We start from the raw sequence: 18128 nt of genomic DNA on the forward strand, positions 1-18128 counted from the left end.
GCTCGATCTTGACGAACGGACACTCTGGCTGACTGAAGGTTCGCCCTGCTCCACAAAGGCGAGATCCTACACACTGAAGTAATCCTCGTGATACGAAGAGCGCCCCTGCCTGAAGCTTTCAGACAGGGGCGCGCTGTTTCCTGGCGGATAACAGTCTTCTCTTCCCGGCTACTTCACGAAGAACGGGAAGATATAGAGAACAACCGCGATCACGCAGGACGCTGAAACAATCACTTTCCAGATCAGGTACTCACGATCCATCGCCCGTTTTTCCTCAGGCGGCGGTACGTCATCCGCACCGGACGCCGCGAGATCCAGCGTGAATTCCCCGGCTTTGCCGTACTTCCACCGGCAGACAAGATAAATCGCGATACCGAGCACGCACCAGAGCACGCCAGTGATGAAGGCGTTCGCGTCCAGCTGCGTCATCATCAGCACGTAGATCACCGCGCTCACCGGAGCCCCCGACCTTGATCCACGGAGCTTGTAGCTCCGCTTCAGTTCCGGATGCTTCTTACGAAGAGCAAGCGCGGCAATGATGCCAAGCACGTAGTAGAAGAGGTCGGCGAAAAGGGAAGCGACGCGATGTATTTCAAGCGAATTCGTCGCAATCAGCGCTACGGACAGCACACCGAGCACAATCACCGCGACATACGGCGTCTGATATTTCTTACTCGTGATCGCGAAGACCTTCGGCATGGAGCCGTCACGCGCCATCGTGAAGAGATAGCGGGGAGGCGTCGAGATCGAGGCGTCAGCGTGGAGAAGTCGCCGCCAAAGGCGATACCGGCAGCAAGGAGCGCGAGAGGGAACCCGAGGATCCCGGCCGCCTTCATCGCCTGGGCAAACGGCGCTTCCGCATCCGCGAGCGATGCGATCTGATCCGGAGGCGTGATGCCGACGAGGTACCACTGGAAAAGCGCGTTCACCGCAAAGACGACAAACGGGGCGAGGAACATCGCGCGCGGCACATTGATATGCGGGTATTTGATTTCTTCCCCCATCGCCACGCAGGCCTCAAACCCAGCAAAGCACCACCAGATCATGCAGGTCGCGGAGAAGAATCCGAGAGGTGTTGTCGCGTGAAGGAATTCCGGAGCCCGCACAAAGGACGGCAGGTGGACATTCGGAATCATCGTAAGGAACCAGATGAAGGCGACGCCCCAGAAGAAAACATGAAGCCGTTCTGCAGTTTTCCGGTGAGCTTCACGCCGAAAACATTGGCCACAATGAAGCCCGCGTCACAATGGAGGCGAGCACCACGTCGGATATCGGCAGGTCGTAGCCAAACGCGAGGAAAAGCGTTCGGAAGTAGTAACTGAAAGCGAGCGCTTCGCCCCCGTCACTGCGACAAGCGAAATGATGAAGTTCCAGCCCGCGAGCATTCCGGCCGCACGTCCAAGACCAAGAGATGCGAACTGGTAGGTGCCGCCCGCGTAAGGAAGCGCGGCTCCCATTTCCGCGTATAGGAGCGCCGGATAAATACTCACCGCGAGCGCGAGGAGCGTTGCAAGAATGACCGCTGGCCCGAGCGTGCCGACAACATTGGAACCCGTTGTAAAGAGACCGACACCGATCACAGAGCCGCCGTGATCGTCACCGCCTCCCGCATGCCGAATGTGCGTTTCAGACCCCCGGCCTGGGGGCTTGACGCCTCAATTCTGGTTTCTGTCATAGGATTTATTTTTTATATTGAGTGAAATTGGATGGACTGCCGAATCCGCGGAAGCAGGAAGCCCCGAGGCTCCGGCATCTTCCATGTTAGTGCGGCACTGTGACTCGAAGGAGCGCTCCAAAGCCGTTCTCTGACCACGGTCGACTGAGATAAGGAAAACGTCTGAGACTTTCCCCCGCTTTCTCTCTTTTCGGGTTTTCATCAGACATTTTCCGGATATCACCATCAAGTAACGTTTTTAAATTTCAACGACGCTATCTTTCGTTCACGTTTTTTTCTGAGGCGAATTATCACTTCAAGTGCAAAGCCTGAGAAAAGAATAGTGGCCCATAAAGCTTCCATAATAGAGATTGTCAAGATAACTATAGAGGGAGCTCATGAGCCACTATTATCATCTTACTCTTCGGGACAGAGTATTTATTTCGGCTTTAACGATTTCAGGCAAATCCCTGTCTGAAATTGCATGTGCGATTGGGAAAAATGTTTCTACGATCTCCCGCGAACTGAAGCGAAACAAGGCTGTATCGGCCCAGGATGGGGCTTCAGCTGCCTATGATCCCTGTGCCGCGCAGGCCCGATATCAGAGACAGAGAAAGCATTGCGGAAAGAGAAACATTCTGAAGTCTGACTCGTTGCTGACAAGGATTGTCTCAAATCTGCTGGTTAAGAAATTCTGGTCTCCGGAGCAGATTCAATACCGTCTCAGAAAGGAGCTGCCGAATCTAAGGATCAGCGCCACGACAATCTACCGAGGAATCAATTCTGGCTTTCTGGATCGCTTTGTGGATGGCCGAAAGATGTCCCGACACCTGCGACACCACGGTAAAACGCGTCACCGTAAAGGCATGACCGAGAGGCGAGGAAAGATCCAGATCACTCACAGCATTGAAGAGCGACCCTGGAAGCTCAGAACAGATCTTGCCTGGGGGATTGGGAAGGCGATACCGTCATCGGAAAAAAGGGCGGAACCTGCCTCACGACTCTGGTCGATAGGAAGTCCGGCTTTCTCTGTGGCGGGAAAACCGCTTCCAAGACTGCGGCCGATGTGTCTGCCGTAATTGAGAAATCTCTGTCAGATAAGGATCTGCGTACGATTACCGTAGATCGCGGAAAAGAATTTTCCTGGGCTGAAAAACTGGAGAAAGATCTCAGAACCAAAGTGTATTTCTGCTTGCCTCATCATCCATGGGAGAAAGGAAGTAATGAAAATACAAACGGACTTCTTAGAGACTTTTTCCCAAAAGGAATGAGTATCGATAAAATTTCTCAGGCAGAAGTTCAGAAACGGTTCAATGCTCTGAATTTCAGACCCAGAAAACGTCTCAATTGGAAGTGTCCGGCTGAAGTCTTTTATTCAGTAACTTTGCACTTGATTTGATAATTCACCGAATAAAACCGTGAACCGTTCCTCCTGACCGCCATACGAAACGCTCTGTGCCGCCTGCCGCAATATTGATACCTATAAATAAATAGAGCTTTTACAGAAACCCGTAAATCCAAGACAGAAGCCTCCATCATGATGAATAAATTACGGCATTTCTTCCTGGAATCCCTATTTGGTGATACATAAATATTTTTAAAAAGGCGTAATGTATGAATTGCAGAGAAAAGAAAAAGAAGAAACCCCGAGAGCATTTCTTCCTTCTTCTCTTCTCCGCGAAGCGGGTTTAGGAGCAGCCGGAAGCCGGTTCCGCTATTTTCCCGAAGTCCTTGCAGCGGAAGCATCACGGCGAATCCGGAGACACTGCTCCGGCATCTGTAGAAGCATGAGTGCGTACAGCCTCATCCCGTGACTCTCTCCTCGGAGATGAGGTCTTTTTCCCTCCTTCCCTGCAAGTTCTCCTCATGGAAGGAGGGATATTTCTTTTTCCCTCATTTGTCTCCCCGTTCACATTTCCCCCTCAGAAGCTTGGTCTTCAAAAAGACCCTCGGCCGGTTTTGAATCTGGCTCTCTCCTCTCTTATTCTTCACACTGTTTTGACGCGCTTTGAACGGGGGTTTCACACGGCAGGGAACACACTTTAACTGTCTCCCTTTATCTGCTGCCGGACTTCCGTCCGTCGGCACTCTGAATCCCGTGAAAAGACGTTTTCTTTCCGCTGCAGCCGAAGCGATTATTCCGGCTCTGCTGCTCGCGGCGCTCATCATCCTTCACCCGGTCTCCATTGACCTCGCGGTGGAGCGTTTCTTTGCGCCGGATGGAACGTTTCCGCTTCAGAACAGCGCAGCGCTGCTTTTCTTCCATAAATGGGCAAAACTGCTCACGGTGTTCGTAGCTTTGGGAGTTATCGCGATCGCGGTAAAAGACCGTGCCAAGATCTCCCCCCGGATTTCTGTCACTGAAGCGGGCTATCTTATTACCGCAATACTCGTCTGCGTCGGGACAGTCTCAGTGCTGAAAGATATGACCGGGGTCTACTGCCCGGTTTCCACGACGTTCTTCGGCGGTACGCATCCGATTCTTGCCCCTCACTTTGGATTCAGCCTTTCAGCCCCTGGCAACTGCTGGCCCGGAGGCTTTGCCGGAACCGGTTTCAGCCTGATCCCCTTCTGGTTTGCTTTCAGACGTCGCCGTCCGACCCTTGCCCGCGCCGGTCTCTTTTTCGCTATCCTCTTCGGAACGGTCTGCGGTGTCATTCAGATGATGCGGGGATACCACTTCCCGAGCCACAATGTGGCGACGTTCCTTCTTGACTGGAGTCTCTCCGCTCTGGTCTACCTCGCGTTTCTCGCGTCTTCGTTAAAGCGCAGCCATGCGGCTCGCTTCATTCGGATTCCTCAGAAAGCCTGAACGCTGATCCGGTTCGAAAATTAATAAGAGGGACGGTTTCCCAGAAACCGCCCCCGGAAGAGGTTTGCTTCAAAATGTCGGAAATGTCTTTTCTCCTCTCACTCCAGGCGCTTCATGGAACATTTTTTGATTCCATCATGATGGCGGCGACCCGGGTCGGGAACGCGGGAGAAATCTGGATCGCGCTCGCCGCGGTGCTTTTATGCTCAAAAAAGACCCGCCCGGTAAGCATCGCGATCATCGTCAGTCTGTTCGCGGATCTTTTTATTTCAAACGGCCTTCTGAAGTTTCTTTTTGCCCGTCCGAGACCCTGCGCCATTGAGACAGGGGTCTCTATGCTGCAGGCGTGCCCGCCTTCTTTCTCATTTCCTTCCGGTCACACGGCGGTGTCATTCACGGTGCTCGGCGTTCTGCTCGCAAGCAGGGAATTCAAAATTGCTCTCGCGGCGCTTCCCGTCGCGCTTCTGATCGCCTTTTCGCGGCTCTGGCTTTTTGCCCATTTCCCGACAGACGTTCTGGGGGGTGTTGCCGTGGGACTCGTGATTGGATATGGCACCTGGCATCTCCTTCTCCTGATCCCCGCATTCAAGCGGCTCTGGAACCGATCGAACAGAGAGGAAGCACTGACACAAGCCTGAATAAAACAGCGCCCCGAAAAATCACTAACGGGACGCTGTTTTTATCGGAAGCTCGGGATAACCAATTATTCTTCAAAAGTACCGCGAACAATAATTTCGCGATTCCGCATCATCTGACGCCCCTTGGCAAAAACATCCGTAAGTTCAAGATTGTCATCAAAAAGCAATGCATCTGCCGTTGCTCCATCGGCCACCCGACCTTGCGTAGATAGCCCATGCGAATCCGCAACATTTTTGGTGATAAAGGGAAGAACATCCTCGAGCTTCTGCCCCTTTTCCCTGACAAGCTTCTGAATAGTTTCAAGATTACATTCAATCCCGCAGACAGCCAGCCCTACCATTTCCCCCTTGTCATTGAAACGAGGTTTGGAGCCATGACCGTCTGAGCTCATCGTAATGCGGGCAGGGTCAACCCCTTCGCCAACCGCTTCAATAAAGGCATCAGCCGGGGAGTCGAAGCAGCAGGATCCGCCTGTTGTGATATCGATATAGCCGCCTGCTTTGGCAAACTGCACAGCGGAATCAAACACATACTTTGCCCTTGCGCAATGAGTCGGGCGAATATGGCGAATCGGGAAACCGCGGTCCACTATTTCCTTAAACATTTCAAATTCGCCATGAAGATTTCCGGAATGAACATGCAATACACCGATTTTTCCGGAAATCATGCCGGCAAGACGAATGTCAGCCAGTAGCTGAATAACCTGATCAACTGTCGGGAAGGATGAGCGGTGATCGCCAAGCGCAATCTTGACTCCCAGACACTCCGGAACCATAAAGATATCTTTTGCGGCCTCACCGCTCATCGTGGTCGGAGGAAAGCGGTAATTGCTCGTATACATCCATGTGGACACCCCTTCTGCGGCCAGCGCACGAATTTTGGCAAGCAGATTTTCAATTGAGCGGGTAATAAAGTCTGTCCCTGATACCCCAACAAGAGAAGTGGTTCCACAGGCAACCAATTCCGAAAGCACCAGTTCCGGTGTTCTGGACACGGGACCGCCTTCTCCGCCGCCTCCCGTGACGTGAATATGCTGATCAAAGAATCCAGGCGTCAGCAGTTTCCCTGCTGCATCAATTGTTTCCAGTCCAGGCATTACTACGTTGAGATCTTTCCCAACCGCAGCAAAACGGCCATTCACCATCAGAACGTCCTGAACCCCCAGACGTTCCGGCGCATATACCTCGGCGTTTCTAATCAGAACTGCATTCATCATTTGACTCCTGTCAGAAAGAGAATGGGATCAGGCTGCCGGAATTTTTTACGGCAGCCCGGGTTCCGTTCAGAGGAAGGCGGCTGAAGCCGCAATGTTTGTAATCAGGGCAAGCACCATCACCGGAATCGTGCGGCGCACGAGCTGGAACGGTGTAATGCCAGCGATCGATGACACGGCAATGGTGACACCCGCAATCGGGCACATCGTACGGGCAATACCCGCCGACAGCTGTACAGGAACGGCAAGCACAGCCGCGCTCATGCCGACAGAAGACGCTGCCTGAGGAAGAAGCGGCGAAAATGCAAAGAACGCTGCATTTCCTGAGCCTGTGACCAGAGTCGCAAGGACCATAATGGCAATCATGATGAAGAGCATCACCCAGACACCTGCCGATTCCATTGATGCGGCGGCGTTGATCATCGTCGTGATACCGCCGACCTTTGTCATACCAAAAGCGAAGAGTTCAGCGCAGCAAATAAGGGCCACAGTTGATGTAAATACTTTGCCCATCCCTTCATATACAGCCTTTGTCCTTCCAATCGAATCCTTCACACCCCGGGTTGTGATGAGGTCAACTACGAAAGACACAAGAATGGAAATAATGATGGCGGTCTGAAGCGAGAGTTTCACAGGCTGATAGACCATCGGGCTGAAAATAATCAGAAGAACAAGGGGCAGCATCGGAAGGATTGAATACCAGACAGGACCTGCTCCTTCAAATGCCTTTGCTACATCTTCCTGAGTCCCGGCTCCGCTTGTTTCAATACCATCCTTCTTATCAAACCAACGCTGAATAAAGAAATGTCCGATTGCTACTACAGCGATCACGCAGAGTGCAACCGGAATCTGATTCTGGACAAAATAGGTAACGACGTCTGTGTTAAGGAGATCTGCCGCCCGCATCGCATTTGAGGATGACGGTCCAAGGTCAAGACAGCAGGTCGAACCAATCACCGCAGCCGCGGAAGTCTTAGAAACCCCCAGCGCGACAAGCAGCGGGAAAATCGAAGCCATCAGCAGCAATCCAAGACCGACTGCGCTGTTAATGAAGAGTGCCATAAACTGACCAACGATATAGGTCACGGCAAGAAGCAGATAAGGCGAGCGGATCGCTGATAGCGGCTTCACACAAAGCTTCACGAGAGCCTTGGATGCCCCGATCTTATCCATGTAATACGAGAAACCTGCAATCCACATGATGTTGAGACCCAGACCGGGGAGGCGTGTCTTCATACGATCAGTGAAGGCCTGCGCAAAATCAAATCCAAGGAAATGAGTGGATGCCTTTGCCGGCACCGGATCAACTCCAAAACACGCAGCAACTGCAAGGAATAAAAGACCTGCAATCAAAAGAACGGTTGGAGGGTAATAGTTTTTGAAAATACACCACGCGACCGCCGCAATCACTGCGAGCGTTATGACGACACCTAGCATGCTTCATCTCCTTTGTGGTTGATGCATAACTCTTGAGGCACAGACCCTGATGCCCGTTTTCTTCTGCCATCCTGGTGGTTAGGGAACAGAAGATTAGGTTTATCCTGACGGACAACCTCGCGGAGGCGTGAGCTGAATTGAATTCTTCAGCATTTTTTAGAGATGACGTTATATGCACGCCTCAGCGTAATACCGCTTAAAGTCTACTCCCAATTATTGATTCGGTGCCAGACTTCCGTAGCCTCTCCGTGATCGACGATGTGATAGCGGTCGAAAGCCGCCGCCGTCGGGCAAGCGTGATTTGGGAGAATGCGAAGACGCGTATCCAAAGGGAAATCCGATTCTGAAATCGGTTTCCCGTCACGCCGGGCAATGATCCCGTGCTCCTGGTTCGCGGACGCCACCCAAAGCTCAGGGATCAGGTTCCCATTGATATCGCAGACCGCTCCGTAACCCCAGTCAACCGCCTGAGAAGCCGTGCCGCGGTCCCGGCTCATCGCGAGCCACCCGCCATCCGTAATCAGCCAGCCCTTCTCCTGCTGCCGGCCAATGACAGAGACCAGCACGGACTCAGCGATGTCCCCGATCTCGCAAACTCCCACACCATGCATAAAGAGATCAAAGATGGTCCCGACGCCGCTTCGATATTCCGTGACACCAGGAGCCTTTTCCGCGGCGCAGAGTGTCGGGGTGGAACCGACACTCACGATTTCAATCGGGAAACCGGCAGCGCGAAGGTCATCCGCGACTCGGGTAATTGCAGTCACTTCATTCTCGGCCGCGGCCTTCAGCTCGGCGTCCCCGTGCGCCGAATAGCTGCCGCCCGCGTGTGTCAGGACGCCGACAAGCGCCGCGCCATCTTTCAGATGTCGGGCTACCTCAAGAATTTCAGGGCTTCCCGGTTTCAGGCCGGAACGATGTCCATCGCAGTCAATTTCAATCAGTACCCGAAAACTGGTGCCAGCTGTCCGCGCATAGCGGCTCACGGCATCGGCCGCCTCAACGCTGTCGAGAATGATCTTGCAGTCAGCCCCAGACTTATTAATCCGATCAACGCGGGGCAGTTTATGCGGGGCGATTCCGACCGCGTAAATCAGATCTGTGATTCCGTTGGAGGCAAAAAATTCCGCCTCTTTCAGGGTGGAAACTGTGGCGGGACCAGTCGGGTCCTCAATCTGGAGACGGGCAATTTCCAGACACTTATGCGTTTTCAGATGCGGACGCCAATGCACACCGAGCTTCGCGCAGGATGCTTTGGCTCGGGCAATATTCCGGATAAGTTTGTCGCGATCAATCAAAAGCGACGGTGTATCGAGCTCGGTGAGCTTCATAGGCGTGGCCTCGAGGAAGAAAAAGAAAATTTATTTTTTATTCTCCCCCACCCCGATAGTCTGAATCACGCATAAAATCAAAAGAGTTTTGAGAAAAAATCAAAGATAAGAAACAGGAAGACCGATTTTCCAACCCTATTCCTGCCTTCTCTTTTCGGTTTTTTCAGATTTTTTAGGACTGAAAATTCATGAAACGCGTGTTGCTGCTCCTTCCCGCTCTGATTTTTGCCGCTTCGGCCGCGTCTGCTGCTGACGCTCCCCGCGGGAACACCCAGTTTGAAAGCTTTTCCCAGGTGAAGAAGATTCTGCTCAATCAGGTCTTCAACGATCACCGTACGACGATTTACTGCGGCGCGTCTTTCACGCCGGATAAGCAGGTCATTCTGCCGAAGGGATTCATCGCGGCCAAATCCCCGAAACGCGCAAACCGAATTGAATGGGAACATATTCTGCCGGCGGAAAACTTCGGAAGGGCCTTCACGGAATGGCGGGAAGGCGCGCCGGAATGCGTAAAAGGAAACGGTAAGCCTTATAAGGGCCGTGCCTGCGCAAACCGCGCGAGCGCGGAGTACCGCCTGATGCAGGCGGATATGTATAACCTCTACCCCGCAATCGGCTCCGTCAATGCCGCGCGGCAGAACTACGACTACACGCAGTTCGCGAAAGGGACCCCGAACACCTTCGGTACGTGCCCTATGAAGATTGAGGACCGGAAGGCGGAACCGCCGGACGCCGTGAAGGGGCTCGTCGCCCGCACGTATAAGTACATGGAGTGGGCCTACTCGAAGTACCGGATGAGTAACCAGACCCGTCAGCTGATGAACGCCTGGGATAAGACGTTCCCGGCAACAGCCTGGGAGTGTGAGAGGGCGAGCCGCATCGCGGCGATTCAGGGGAATGTGAATCCCTTCACGCAGGCAGCGTGCAGAAAGCCCGCAAAATAAACATTACTTGTCACGGCTTTCCGGAGTGCCACACCTCCGGAAGGTCTCTTCCAGGAGGGTTTCGGTTTGAGCCGGGCAACTGATCTTGAACTCTTCTCCGCAATCGCGAAAAGCGGAAGTCTTTCTGAGGCAGCGCGCCGTCTCGGACTGACCGCCGGCGCTGTGTCACGCCGGCTCGCCGCGATGGAAACCCGGTTAGGCTGCCCCCTGGTGCTCCGCAATACTCGCGGGATGGCGCTTACCGGGGAAGGAAAGCGGTTTCTCGCGGGCGCGGACGACATTCTGGAACGGATTGCCGCTCTTGAAGACGCTGTGACGTCAGCGCGAGGCACTCTGAAAGGAAAGCTTCACATCAACTGCAGCTGGGGGTTCGGGGAACGGGTTCTCAGCCTCGCGGCAGCGGAATTTGCCGCCGCGAATCCTGAAATCGAACTCACCCTCCTCCTCTCCGATCCTCCTCTCGATCCGGTACAGTCCGGGCTCGATCTGGTCATTCATATCGGAGAGCTCCCCGAGAGCCGTTTTCACGCCAAGCGCCTCTTCCGGAATGACCGTATCCTTTGCGCGTCTCCCTCCCTGCTTCAGAAAACCGGAAGCTCCGTCACATCACCTGCGGATCTCGCGAAGCTCCCTGCCATTTCAATCGATGAGGACCGCCTACCCGGAAACATCTGGGAGCTGAAAGGAAAAAACGGCGCTGTCCGAATCCGCTTTCATTCATCACTCCGCACAAATTCAAGTGAAACCGCAACCCGATGGGCTGAGGCTGGTCTCGGCGTTATTCTGAGAAGCCGCTGGGCGGTGTCTGACGCCCTTCAGTCCGGGAAACTGACGCAGATCCTGCCGGATCTCACAATGCCGAGTTCTGGTTACGCGTATTACGCCGGAAACCGCCTCGCCTCCCCGGCCCGGTCTTTTCTTCGCTTTCTGGTTCCCTGGCTTAAGCAGAGAGGAATCGCCTCATGACGGATAACTTCTCGAAGCCTTTCCGAATGCCGGAATCGGTTCCCCCGACTCCTGAACTCGCGGCGCAGCTTCAGAAACTTGCCCACACGGTCAGCCATCCAATGCGGGGGCCGGGCTTCTGCTTGAAAAGGATGGGAGCACCCGTATTCTCACGGCGCTTTCAGACGAGAGGTTCCCGGGGAGTGCCGGAATGCCGCCTGCTGAAATCTCATGGAGCTCCTTTTATCGGAATCTTGAGGAATCCGGGGAACGCCTGAACCCAGAGACTCCGGTGGAGACCGCGGGTGGACGCAGAGTTGATTTATCCCGCTTTTTCGAGCACTCCGCTCCCGCCTGGGCTTCTAAGCCGGGAAGGAATCGGAATCTCTGGCGCGGCGCTATCCTGCGGGAGCTCCAGAGCGCTCCTGTGTCCGTCATCAATACCTGGAGAGAACACTTCTGCGATTGGCGTCCGGTTGAGCTCCTTGAAACACGGGCAGGAACGCCGTTCTCATTTGAAGCCCGAACGGTTGGCGCGCCCTATTCGGTCCGGACATTTACGCGTCCACTCATAGCCTCTCTGATGCCGGAGGTCGAGCAGGCTCCGAGAATCCCATTCAGTCTCGGGAAAAATCCAGACTTCGAGGTGCTGTACGAGGATCAGGATTCGATTGCGATCCTGAAGCCCTCAGGTATTCCGTCAGTCCCGGGGATCCTTGAGCCGGTCAACATGAAGTCGGTTCTTGAAGAAAAAACCGGTCCGCTTTACACCGTTCACCGACTTGATCAGGGAACATCAGGTGTATTGCTCTTCGCCAAAAACGCCGCGGCGGCAGCAAGCCTCTCTGACGCTTTTGCTTCACGGCTGACCCGGAAAACCTATACCGCGATTCTCGAGGGCGAAACAGGAATCGCAGGCAGTGTGGAGACTCTCCGGCTTCCTCTCGGGGGAGATCCGTTCGATCTTCCGCGCCAGATCGTGCTCTCGGAATCCAACCGGGGAAAAAGCGCGAAATCAGCAGCGGAGATCATCGCGGTGAGTGAACACCGTGGGTTCGCCCGTACCCTCGTCCGACTGCATCCTGAGACCGGGCGCACGCACCAGCTCCGGATCCATATGGCACTGGGGTTCGGGTGCCCGATCCTCGGGGACGCACTCTATGGGAAACGGGGGCTCTTCGAGCTCAGAGAACCAAGGCTTTATCTGCACCTCGAGGAACTGACCTTCCCTCGGGTATCTGACGGAAAACCCGTCACAGTGAGGATAGATTCCGGATTCAGTTCTCTTCTCTGAGAACCAAGCGCCGAAAAAATCCCGCAGAGCCTAAACCCTGCGGGATGGAATCAGACTACCTGTATAAGGATCGCTGATTAAGCCTTGAAGGCGAGCTGAAGCGGCGGAACAACCTGCTTCTTGCGGCTCATGACACCAGCCATCCAGCCGTTCGCGTCAGGCTTCAGAGCGCCGCGGACAATATCGGCGTCGTCAGACTCCATCAGAAGCTCGGAACCTTCCTTCATGATGTCCGTCAAAACGAGGAGAACGGTGTCGCGGCCTTCAGCCTTCACTTCCTTCAGTTCGGCTGCGAGCTGGGCCTTCAGTTCCGGCGTGATGAGATCAAGCGAAATGAGGGAAAGCTGGCCGATACCGACCTTCTTGCCGTTCATATCGAAGTCCTTATAGTCGCGGAACACGAGGTCGCGCGGGGAGGCGTCGAGGTTGCTGCCGGCCTTGAACATCTCAATACCGAGCGCCTCGATGTCGTCAACACCAGCGATAGCGGCGAGTTCCTTCGCGGCGCGGATATCCGTCGGTGTGCAGGTCGGGCTGCGGAACAGCACCGTGTCAGAAAGAATCGCGCAGAGCATGGCACCGGCGATATCCTTCGGCACTTCAACCTTGTAGTAGTCGTACATCAGCTTCACGATCGTGTTGCTGCAGCCGACCGGCTGAATCCAGCATTCGAGCGGGTAGTCGCTCGTCACGTCGCCAAGTTTATGGTGATCGATGATGCCGAGGAGACGGCACTTCGGGAAGTCGTCCGGAGCCTGAGCAAGATCGGAGTAGTCGACGAGATAAACCTCGCGGCCTTCGACCGAATGCACCACTTCCGGAGCCTTGAGACCGAAGCGCTTCAACACGAAAGCGGTTTCAGGAGAAGGATCACCCTGAGCGCCGGAAACAGCATCAATGCCGCGGGCGCGGTAGAGATACGTGGCGGACAGTGCAGAAACGATGGAATCGGTATCCGGATTCTTGTGGCCTAGAACCAAAGCGGTCATGACTAACTAACCTCGAAAAAAGATGGGGACTGGGGACAGTCGGACGCGTCCCCTGTTTGCAGTGTGTAATTGAAGAATAGTACAACACCGCCCGGCTTGTGTCATGAAGGATAGCCCCGTATTGAAGTCGGCGTGAGCTCTGAATTGTTTCAGAAAACTGATGGATACCTGCGATCCTCACGTCCCCTGCCGCTCTTATAAGGCGTGACGCATGAATGGGTTATCCCACCTTGACCTCATTCATTACTCTGGCGGAACAGAGGCATCCTTCTGAAGCGCACTTTCTAATTAAATCAATAATGAAGACGTTAAATCAAAAAACGGCATCAAAAAAATTTGCCTTTTTTAATTTTCATGTGTAATATTTCAGTTCTGAGTTGCGCCCGTAGCTCAGTTGGATAGAGCACCTGGCTACGAACCAGGGGGGCGCGGGTTCGAATCCTACCGGGCGCACCAAACGAATTCAAGAAATCCCAGATAGTTCCGCTGTCTGGGATTTTTTCATGCCCGAAGCATTTCTTCTTTCAAACTAACTTTCCGCCTTTGCTGAACCCAGAAAAAATATAAGGCTGATCCACAATGAGTGAATCAGCCTTTCACAGCACTTCCGCTCCTGACCTCAGTTACTTCGTATAAAACCGCGTCAGATAATCCGCAAGTGCTGTGTCCCAGCTCGGCATCTTGTAGTTCAGCGTGTATTCAAGCTTCTTCTTCGCCAGGCGGGAATTTGCCGGACGCTTCGCTGGAGACCTGAACTCTTCAGATGTGCAGGGAATCACCTTCTGATTCACGTGCGCGAGCTCAAAAATCCGGCACGCGAAATCGTACCAGGTCGCCTCTCCTTCGCAAGTGAGGTGATAGGTTCCCACCAGCTCCGGATGACGGAGAAGCTCATTCAGGGCCTGAGCGACGGCGATTGTGCTCGTCGGATTACCCCTCTGATCATTCACGACCTTCAGAACCTCGCGGGTGCCATCCGCAAGAGAAAGCATCTTATCGAGGAAGCTCGGGCCGCCGGGACCGTAAAGCCAGGAGACGCGGGCAATAATGTGGTTCGGGCAGTGTGTTCTCACGGCCTGCTCGGCCGCCCATTTGCTCTGACCGTATACACAGTGCCCCCCTGTTGGAGCATCGAATTCCGTATAGGGAACGGGAGAATCGCCCTCAAACACATAATCTGTTGAAATGGCAATCAGCTTCGCGCCGTGGCGGTAGCAGGCAGATGCCACATTTTCAGTGCCGACCGCATTGATCCGGTAAGCCTGATCAATTTCAGTTTCGCACTTATCGACGGCTGTCATGGCTGCGCAGTGAATCACCACGTCAGGTTTATGGAGAGCAAGGCACCGATCAAAGGCGGCGGCATCGGTGATATCCGCTGTTTTGTGATTGGTGGGAATCACTTCGACTCCCTGCAGCTCATGCTGCAGAGTACGGCCGAGCATGCCATCCGCGCCGGTAATCAGTACTTTCATCGGTCAGAACTCCAGAGCGTCCTTGAAGAACGGAGCGATCTGATCTTTTGCGGACAGAACCGGTTCTTCCTTATAGGGCCAGTCAATCGCAATCGTCGGGTCATTCCAGCGGATGGAGCCTTCATCCCCCGGGTGATAGAAGTCCGTGCACTTATAGTGGAAGTGAGCGACATCGCTCAGAACGACAAACCCGTGAGCCATTCCTGGCGGAATCCAGAGCTGATTCTGATTTTCCTGGTTCAGAATGGCTCCGAACCATTTGCCAAAGGTGGGAGATCCCTTGCGGATATCCACCGCCACATCGAACACTTCTCCAAGAGACACCATAACAAGCTTGCCCTGCGGGTGCTGCTTCTGGAAATGGAGGCCGCGGAGAATCCCCTTCGTGGACTTGGAGTGATTGTCCTGAACAAAAGGCAGATTGATGCCTGCGGCTTCGTAACGCTCCTTCTGCCAGGTTTCGACAAAATACCCACGTTCATCACCAAAAACCTGAGGCTTGATGAGCAGCACACCTTCGATCGGTGTCTTTACGACTTCCATTATTTATCTCCTTCGATCAAGTTCAGCAGATACTGACCGTAGTGATTCTTTGCGATCGGTTTTGCCAGTTCAGCAACCTGTTCACTCGAAATGTAGCCCTTCCTCCAGGCAATCTCTTCCGGGCAGGCAATCATGAGACCTTCACGGGACTCAACCGCGTGAATAAACATGGCCGCTTCAAGCAGGGATTCATGCGTACCGGTATCAAGCCAGGCAATGCCCCTCGACATCAGTTCGACGCAAAGATCCTTGCGTTCAAGATAGGCTTTATTGACATCCGTAATTTCAAGCTCGCCTCGGGCGGACGGCTTCACCTGCTTCGCGATTTCGAGCACGTCAGGATCATAGAAATAAAGCCCGGTTACCGCAAAGTTCGACTTCGGGTGCTTCGGTTTCTCTTCAATGCTGATTGCCCGATGCTGATCATCGAACTCAACAACGCCATAGCGCTCCGGATCCGTCACGTGATAACCAAACACCGTAGCTCCGTGATCCCGGCTCATCGCGCGCTCCAGCATCTCAGCGAGTCCGTGCCCGAAGAACAGGTTGTCACCAAGAATCAGACACGTGTGGTAGCCCTTGATGAAGTCCTCGCAGAGCGTAAACGCCTGAGCGAGCCCCGCCGGCTTTTCCTGGACAACGTAAGTAAAGGAGCACCCCCACTGGGAACCATCCTTCAGAAGTTCCTTGAAAAGGTGCTGCTGATCCGGGGCCGTAATAATGGCAATCTCACGGATACCAGCCTTGATCAGAACCGATATGGGGTAAAAAATCATCGGTTTATCGTAAACCGGCATCAACTGCTTGCTGACGCTGCGCGTGAGCGGATAAAGACGCGTTCCGGATCCGCCGGCAAGCACAATGCCGCGCCATTTATTCTTGTTGTTTTCCACAATCAGCTCCTTCAGGACAGTTCGTTTCTGCTGCCGTAATTAGTCTTAAGCCAGTTCTTGTATTCACCGGTCTGAATGGACTCAACCCATTCACTGTTATTGAGATACCACTCAATTGTTTCGCGGAGCCCATCTTCAAACTTATGCTTCGGCGTCCAGCCAAGTTCCCGCTCGATCTTCGAGCAGTCGATTGCGTAGCGAAGGTCATGCCCCAAACGGTCAGCAACGTGCGTGATCTGTTCCTTATAAGACTTACCGTCTTTTCGCGGACGAAGCTCATCCAGAATCTCACAGATCTTCGTGACAATCGTGATGTTGTTACGCTCCGAGCGACCACCCACGTTATAGGTTTCGCCCACCCGGCCGCGGGTCAGCACGTCATAAATCGCTTCGCAGTGATCTTCCACATGCAGCCAGTCGCGAATGTTTTCACCCGATCCATAAATCGGAAGAGGCTTCCCCTGAATCGCGTTCAGGGTCATCAGCGGAATCAGTTTTTCAGGAAACTGGCGGGGACCGTAATTATTCGAACAATTCGTAATCACAGTCGGCAGACCATACGTTTCATGAAAAGCACGGACAAAATGATCACTCGACGCCTTGGAAGCAGAGTACGGGCTGTTGGGCGCGAACTTGGTTTCTTCCGTAAAGGCCGGATCCGTCATGGAAAGCGTCCCAAACACTTCATCTGTCGAAATGTGATGGAAGCGGAAAGCACTCTTCTTCTCCGCCTCGAGGGTGTTCCACCAGTCTTTCACGCAGCGGAGCAGGATGCTGGTGCCCATCACATTAGTGCGGACAAAGGAGTCCGGATCAACAATGGACCGGTCAACGTGGCTCTCCGCTGCAAAGTTCACCACCGCGTCTGGCTGATATTCAGGAAGAACCTTCCGCAGCAGCTTTTCGTCTCCGATATCGCCGTGGATAAACACGTAGTTCGGATTGCTTTCGACATCCTTCAGATTCATCAGGTTGCCGGAATAGGTGAGCTTATCGAGATTGATAACTTTATCGCCCGCGGCAATTCTCTGAAGAACGAAACAGGAACCAATAAAACCGGCTCCTCCGGTTACCAACAGTGTCTTCATGCTTGCTCCACTAACAATTGCTACAGAATGGTCCAGATCTTGAGGATCCCAAAGAGCAGATACTCGGACTTGGAACCATAATTTTTAACTTTGAGAAAAGGAATTTTTCCGAACAGGTAGACCCATCTTTTTCTGTCATGCTGCAGCAAAAAGTATGGATACGTTCTGATCGCGTAACTCCTGACCACGTTAGCCCGGTCTTCCATCAGATCAGATTTTTTATGGGTCGTATTGTCAGGCGTATTCCTGTATTTAAGCAGCGGTTCCTGGAGGTTATAGAACATCGTTACCTCCATCAGTTTCACCCACAGCATGTAATCTTCAGCTGGTGAGTAAACCGCTTCCCACCGAATGTGGTTTTTCAGCAGTACATCTTTCCGGATCATGGCCGCCGAATGAATCACTGCACAGTCAGAGAGAAGCCCTCTCTTAATATCCTCGTTACTTTCAGGAACTCTGAGCATCCGGCCACTGGGAATCTCATCTGCCCAGCTGCTGCAGACTCCCACATCGGGGTGGGAATCAAGGTAAGCTGCTTCTTTTTCCAGACGGGTCGGGTAACAGATATCGTCATGATCCAGAATGGCGATATAGTCGCCTGAAGCGAGCCCGAGAAGCTTATTCCGGCTCTCAGAAATCCCCAGATTTTCTTCATTGCTGAAGAACCGGATCCGCGGGTCTGAAAATCCCTTCACGAGACTTTCAAGCTCAGTATTGTCCGGAGAATCATTCAGGAGCAGAAACTCAAAATCACTGAATGACTGAGCCAGAACGGACTCAATCATTTCTTTCAGCTGATCGGGTTCCGTATTGTAAAGAGGGGTCAGAACCGAGATTTTAGGCATTCAGAATTCCAATTAGTCTGTTTGGC

The 18128-nt window shown here is 53.4% G+C and carries 17 protein-coding genes, 1 tRNA gene and 1 pseudogene; 7 read left to right on the plus strand and 12 right to left on the minus strand.

Annotation, left to right across the window (positions count from 1 at the left end; translation table 11 throughout):
- Positions 1-168: 168 nt before the first annotated feature.
- The 3 genes from M4NBBH2_RS12170 to M4NBBH2_RS11985 all read right to left on the minus strand — a co-directional run bounded on the left by M4NBBH2_RS12170 (position 169) and on the right by M4NBBH2_RS11985 (position 1580).
- A complete protein-coding gene (locus M4NBBH2_RS12170) occupies positions 169-699 on the minus strand; it encodes an APC family permease (protein ID WP_269148207.1) in 531 nt (176 codons plus the stop codon).
- The gene (locus M4NBBH2_RS12175; RefSeq protein WP_269148208.1) at positions 642-1136 is read right to left on the minus strand and encodes an amino acid permease; all 495 of its coding nucleotides are present in this window, start codon (positions 1134-1136) and stop codon (positions 642-644) included. Before M4NBBH2_RS12175 ends, M4NBBH2_RS12170 begins: the two co-directional genes overlap by 58 nt.
- Positions 1137-1241: 105 nt before the next feature.
- Positions 1242-1580: an amino acid permease gene (locus tag M4NBBH2_RS11985; protein WP_238691356.1), complete on the minus strand. Its 339-nt coding sequence runs from the start codon at positions 1578-1580 to the stop codon at positions 1242-1244.
- A gap of 472 nt (positions 1581-2052) precedes the next feature.
- On the opposite strand from M4NBBH2_RS11985, the pseudogene M4NBBH2_RS00010 reads away from it, so the two are divergent.
- From M4NBBH2_RS00010 to M4NBBH2_RS00020, 3 genes and pseudogenes are all read left to right on the plus strand, one after another.
- Positions 2053-3053: pseudogene (locus M4NBBH2_RS00010) on the plus strand (IS30 family transposase).
- A gap of 699 nt (positions 3054-3752) precedes the next feature.
- Entirely contained in the window at positions 3753-4466 is a 714-nt protein-coding gene (locus M4NBBH2_RS00015; RefSeq protein ID WP_160117852.1) for a phosphatase PAP2 family protein, read from the plus strand.
- An 83-nt stretch (positions 4467-4549) separates the two neighbouring features.
- Entirely contained in the window at positions 4550-5104 is a 555-nt protein-coding gene (locus tag M4NBBH2_RS00020; RefSeq protein WP_170135086.1) for a phosphatase PAP2 family protein, read from the plus strand.
- 65 nt (positions 5105-5169) lie between these two features.
- Here M4NBBH2_RS00020 and iadA read toward each other — a convergent pair whose 3' ends face one another.
- The 3 genes from iadA to M4NBBH2_RS00035 all read right to left on the minus strand — a co-directional run bounded on the left by iadA (position 5170) and on the right by M4NBBH2_RS00035 (position 9086).
- Positions 5170-6321, minus strand: a complete 1152-nt coding sequence (iadA, locus tag M4NBBH2_RS00025; protein WP_116269202.1) for a beta-aspartyl-peptidase — start codon at positions 6319-6321, stop codon at positions 5170-5172.
- A gap of 66 nt (positions 6322-6387) precedes the next feature.
- The gene (gene dcuC, locus M4NBBH2_RS00030; RefSeq protein WP_116269203.1) at positions 6388-7755 is read right to left on the minus strand and encodes a C4-dicarboxylate transporter DcuC; all 1368 of its coding nucleotides are present in this window, start codon (positions 7753-7755) and stop codon (positions 6388-6390) included.
- A gap of 203 nt (positions 7756-7958) precedes the next feature.
- The gene (locus M4NBBH2_RS00035) at positions 7959-9086 is read right to left on the minus strand and encodes an alanine racemase (RefSeq protein ID WP_116269204.1); all 1128 of its coding nucleotides are present in this window, start codon (positions 9084-9086) and stop codon (positions 7959-7961) included.
- A gap of 188 nt (positions 9087-9274) precedes the next feature.
- Here M4NBBH2_RS00035 and M4NBBH2_RS00040 point away from each other — a divergent pair, with 188 nt between their 5' ends.
- From M4NBBH2_RS00040 to M4NBBH2_RS00050, 3 genes are all read left to right on the plus strand, one after another.
- Positions 9275-10030, plus strand: coding sequence for an endonuclease (locus M4NBBH2_RS00040; RefSeq protein ID WP_116269205.1), 756 nt, complete (start codon positions 9275-9277; stop codon positions 10028-10030).
- A gap of 66 nt (positions 10031-10096) precedes the next feature.
- Entirely contained in the window at positions 10097-10996 is a 900-nt protein-coding gene (locus M4NBBH2_RS00045) for a LysR family transcriptional regulator (RefSeq protein ID WP_116269206.1), read from the plus strand.
- 190 nt (positions 10997-11186) lie between these two features.
- A complete protein-coding gene (locus M4NBBH2_RS00050; protein ID WP_116269207.1) occupies positions 11187-12269 on the plus strand; it encodes a pseudouridine synthase in 1083 nt (360 codons plus the stop codon).
- A gap of 77 nt (positions 12270-12346) precedes the next feature.
- Here the strand turns inward: M4NBBH2_RS00050 and M4NBBH2_RS00055 are convergent, their stop codons facing one another.
- Positions 12347-13258: a manganese-dependent inorganic pyrophosphatase gene (locus M4NBBH2_RS00055; protein ID WP_116269208.1), complete on the minus strand. Its 912-nt coding sequence runs from the start codon at positions 13256-13258 to the stop codon at positions 12347-12349.
- A 379-nt stretch (positions 13259-13637) separates the two neighbouring features.
- On the opposite strand from M4NBBH2_RS00055, the gene M4NBBH2_RS00060 reads away from it, so the two are divergent.
- A tRNA-Arg gene (locus M4NBBH2_RS00060) sits at positions 13638-13714 on the plus strand.
- Positions 13715-13881: 167 nt separating this feature from the next.
- On the opposite strand, the gene rfbD is transcribed toward M4NBBH2_RS00060, so the two are convergent.
- The 5 genes from rfbD to M4NBBH2_RS00085 are packed head-to-tail and all read right to left on the minus strand — an operon-like array spanning position 13882 to position 18102.
- Entirely contained in the window at positions 13882-14733 is an 852-nt protein-coding gene (gene rfbD / locus M4NBBH2_RS00065; protein WP_116269209.1) for a dTDP-4-dehydrorhamnose reductase, read from the minus strand.
- 3 nt (positions 14734-14736) lie between these two features.
- Positions 14737-15276, minus strand: coding sequence for a dTDP-4-dehydrorhamnose 3,5-epimerase (gene rfbC / locus M4NBBH2_RS00070; protein WP_116269210.1), 540 nt, complete (start codon positions 15274-15276; stop codon positions 14737-14739).
- Complete coding sequence (gene rfbA, locus M4NBBH2_RS00075; RefSeq protein ID WP_022442953.1) at positions 15276-16169, minus strand: glucose-1-phosphate thymidylyltransferase RfbA; 894 nt, start codon at positions 16167-16169, stop codon at positions 15276-15278. Before rfbA ends, rfbC begins: the two co-directional genes overlap by 1 nt.
- An 11-nt stretch (positions 16170-16180) precedes the next feature.
- Complete coding sequence (rfbB, locus tag M4NBBH2_RS00080; protein WP_116269211.1) at positions 16181-17257, minus strand: dTDP-glucose 4,6-dehydratase; 1077 nt, start codon at positions 17255-17257, stop codon at positions 16181-16183.
- A 20-nt stretch (positions 17258-17277) separates the two neighbouring features.
- Positions 17278-18102 (minus strand): glycosyltransferase family 2 protein, encoded by an 825-nt coding sequence (locus tag M4NBBH2_RS00085; RefSeq protein ID WP_116269212.1) that lies wholly within the window; start codon positions 18100-18102, stop codon positions 17278-17280.
- Positions 18103-18128: the final 26 nt, after the last annotated feature.

Origin of the sequence: Mesosutterella multiformis, from assembly GCF_003402575.1 — a bacterium.
GTDB classification, from domain to species: Bacteria; Pseudomonadota; Gammaproteobacteria; order Burkholderiales; family Burkholderiaceae_F; genus Mesosutterella; species Mesosutterella multiformis.

Bases quoted from the DNA above. Each gene is read 5' to 3' on its own strand.
- M4NBBH2_RS12170 (WP_269148207.1), bottom strand. From the start codon at position 699: ATGCCGAAGGTCTTCGCGATCACGAGTAAGAAATATCAGACGCCGTAT.
- M4NBBH2_RS12175 (WP_269148208.1), bottom strand. From the start codon at position 1,136: ATGATTCCGAATGTCCACCTGCCGTCCTTTGTGCGGGCTCCGGAATTC.
- M4NBBH2_RS00020 (WP_170135086.1), top strand. From the start codon at position 4,550: ATGTCTTTTCTCCTCTCACTCCAGGCGCTTCATGGAACATTTTTTGAT.
- iadA (WP_116269202.1), bottom strand. From the start codon at position 6,321: ATGATGAATGCAGTTCTGATTAGAAACGCCGAGGTATATGCGCCGGAA.
- dcuC (WP_116269203.1), bottom strand. From the start codon at position 7,755: ATGCTAGGTGTCGTCATAACGCTCGCAGTGATTGCGGCGGTCGCGTGG.
- M4NBBH2_RS00035 (WP_116269204.1), bottom strand. From the start codon at position 9,086: ATGAAGCTCACCGAGCTCGATACACCGTCGCTTTTGATTGATCGCGAC.
- M4NBBH2_RS00040 (WP_116269205.1), top strand. From the start codon at position 9,275: ATGAAACGCGTGTTGCTGCTCCTTCCCGCTCTGATTTTTGCCGCTTCG.
- M4NBBH2_RS00050 (WP_116269207.1), top strand. From the start codon at position 11,187: ATGCCGCCTGCTGAAATCTCATGGAGCTCCTTTTATCGGAATCTTGAG.
- M4NBBH2_RS00055 (WP_116269208.1), bottom strand. From the start codon at position 13,258: ATGACCGCTTTGGTTCTAGGCCACAAGAATCCGGATACCGATTCCATC.
- rfbD (WP_116269209.1), bottom strand. From the start codon at position 14,733: ATGAAAGTACTGATTACCGGCGCGGATGGCATGCTCGGCCGTACTCTG.
- rfbC (WP_116269210.1), bottom strand. From the start codon at position 15,276: ATGGAAGTCGTAAAGACACCGATCGAAGGTGTGCTGCTCATCAAGCCT.
- rfbB (WP_116269211.1), bottom strand. From the start codon at position 17,257: ATGAAGACACTGTTGGTAACCGGAGGAGCCGGTTTTATTGGTTCCTGT.
- M4NBBH2_RS00085 (WP_116269212.1), bottom strand. From the start codon at position 18,102: ATGCCTAAAATCTCGGTTCTGACCCCTCTTTACAATACGGAACCCGAT.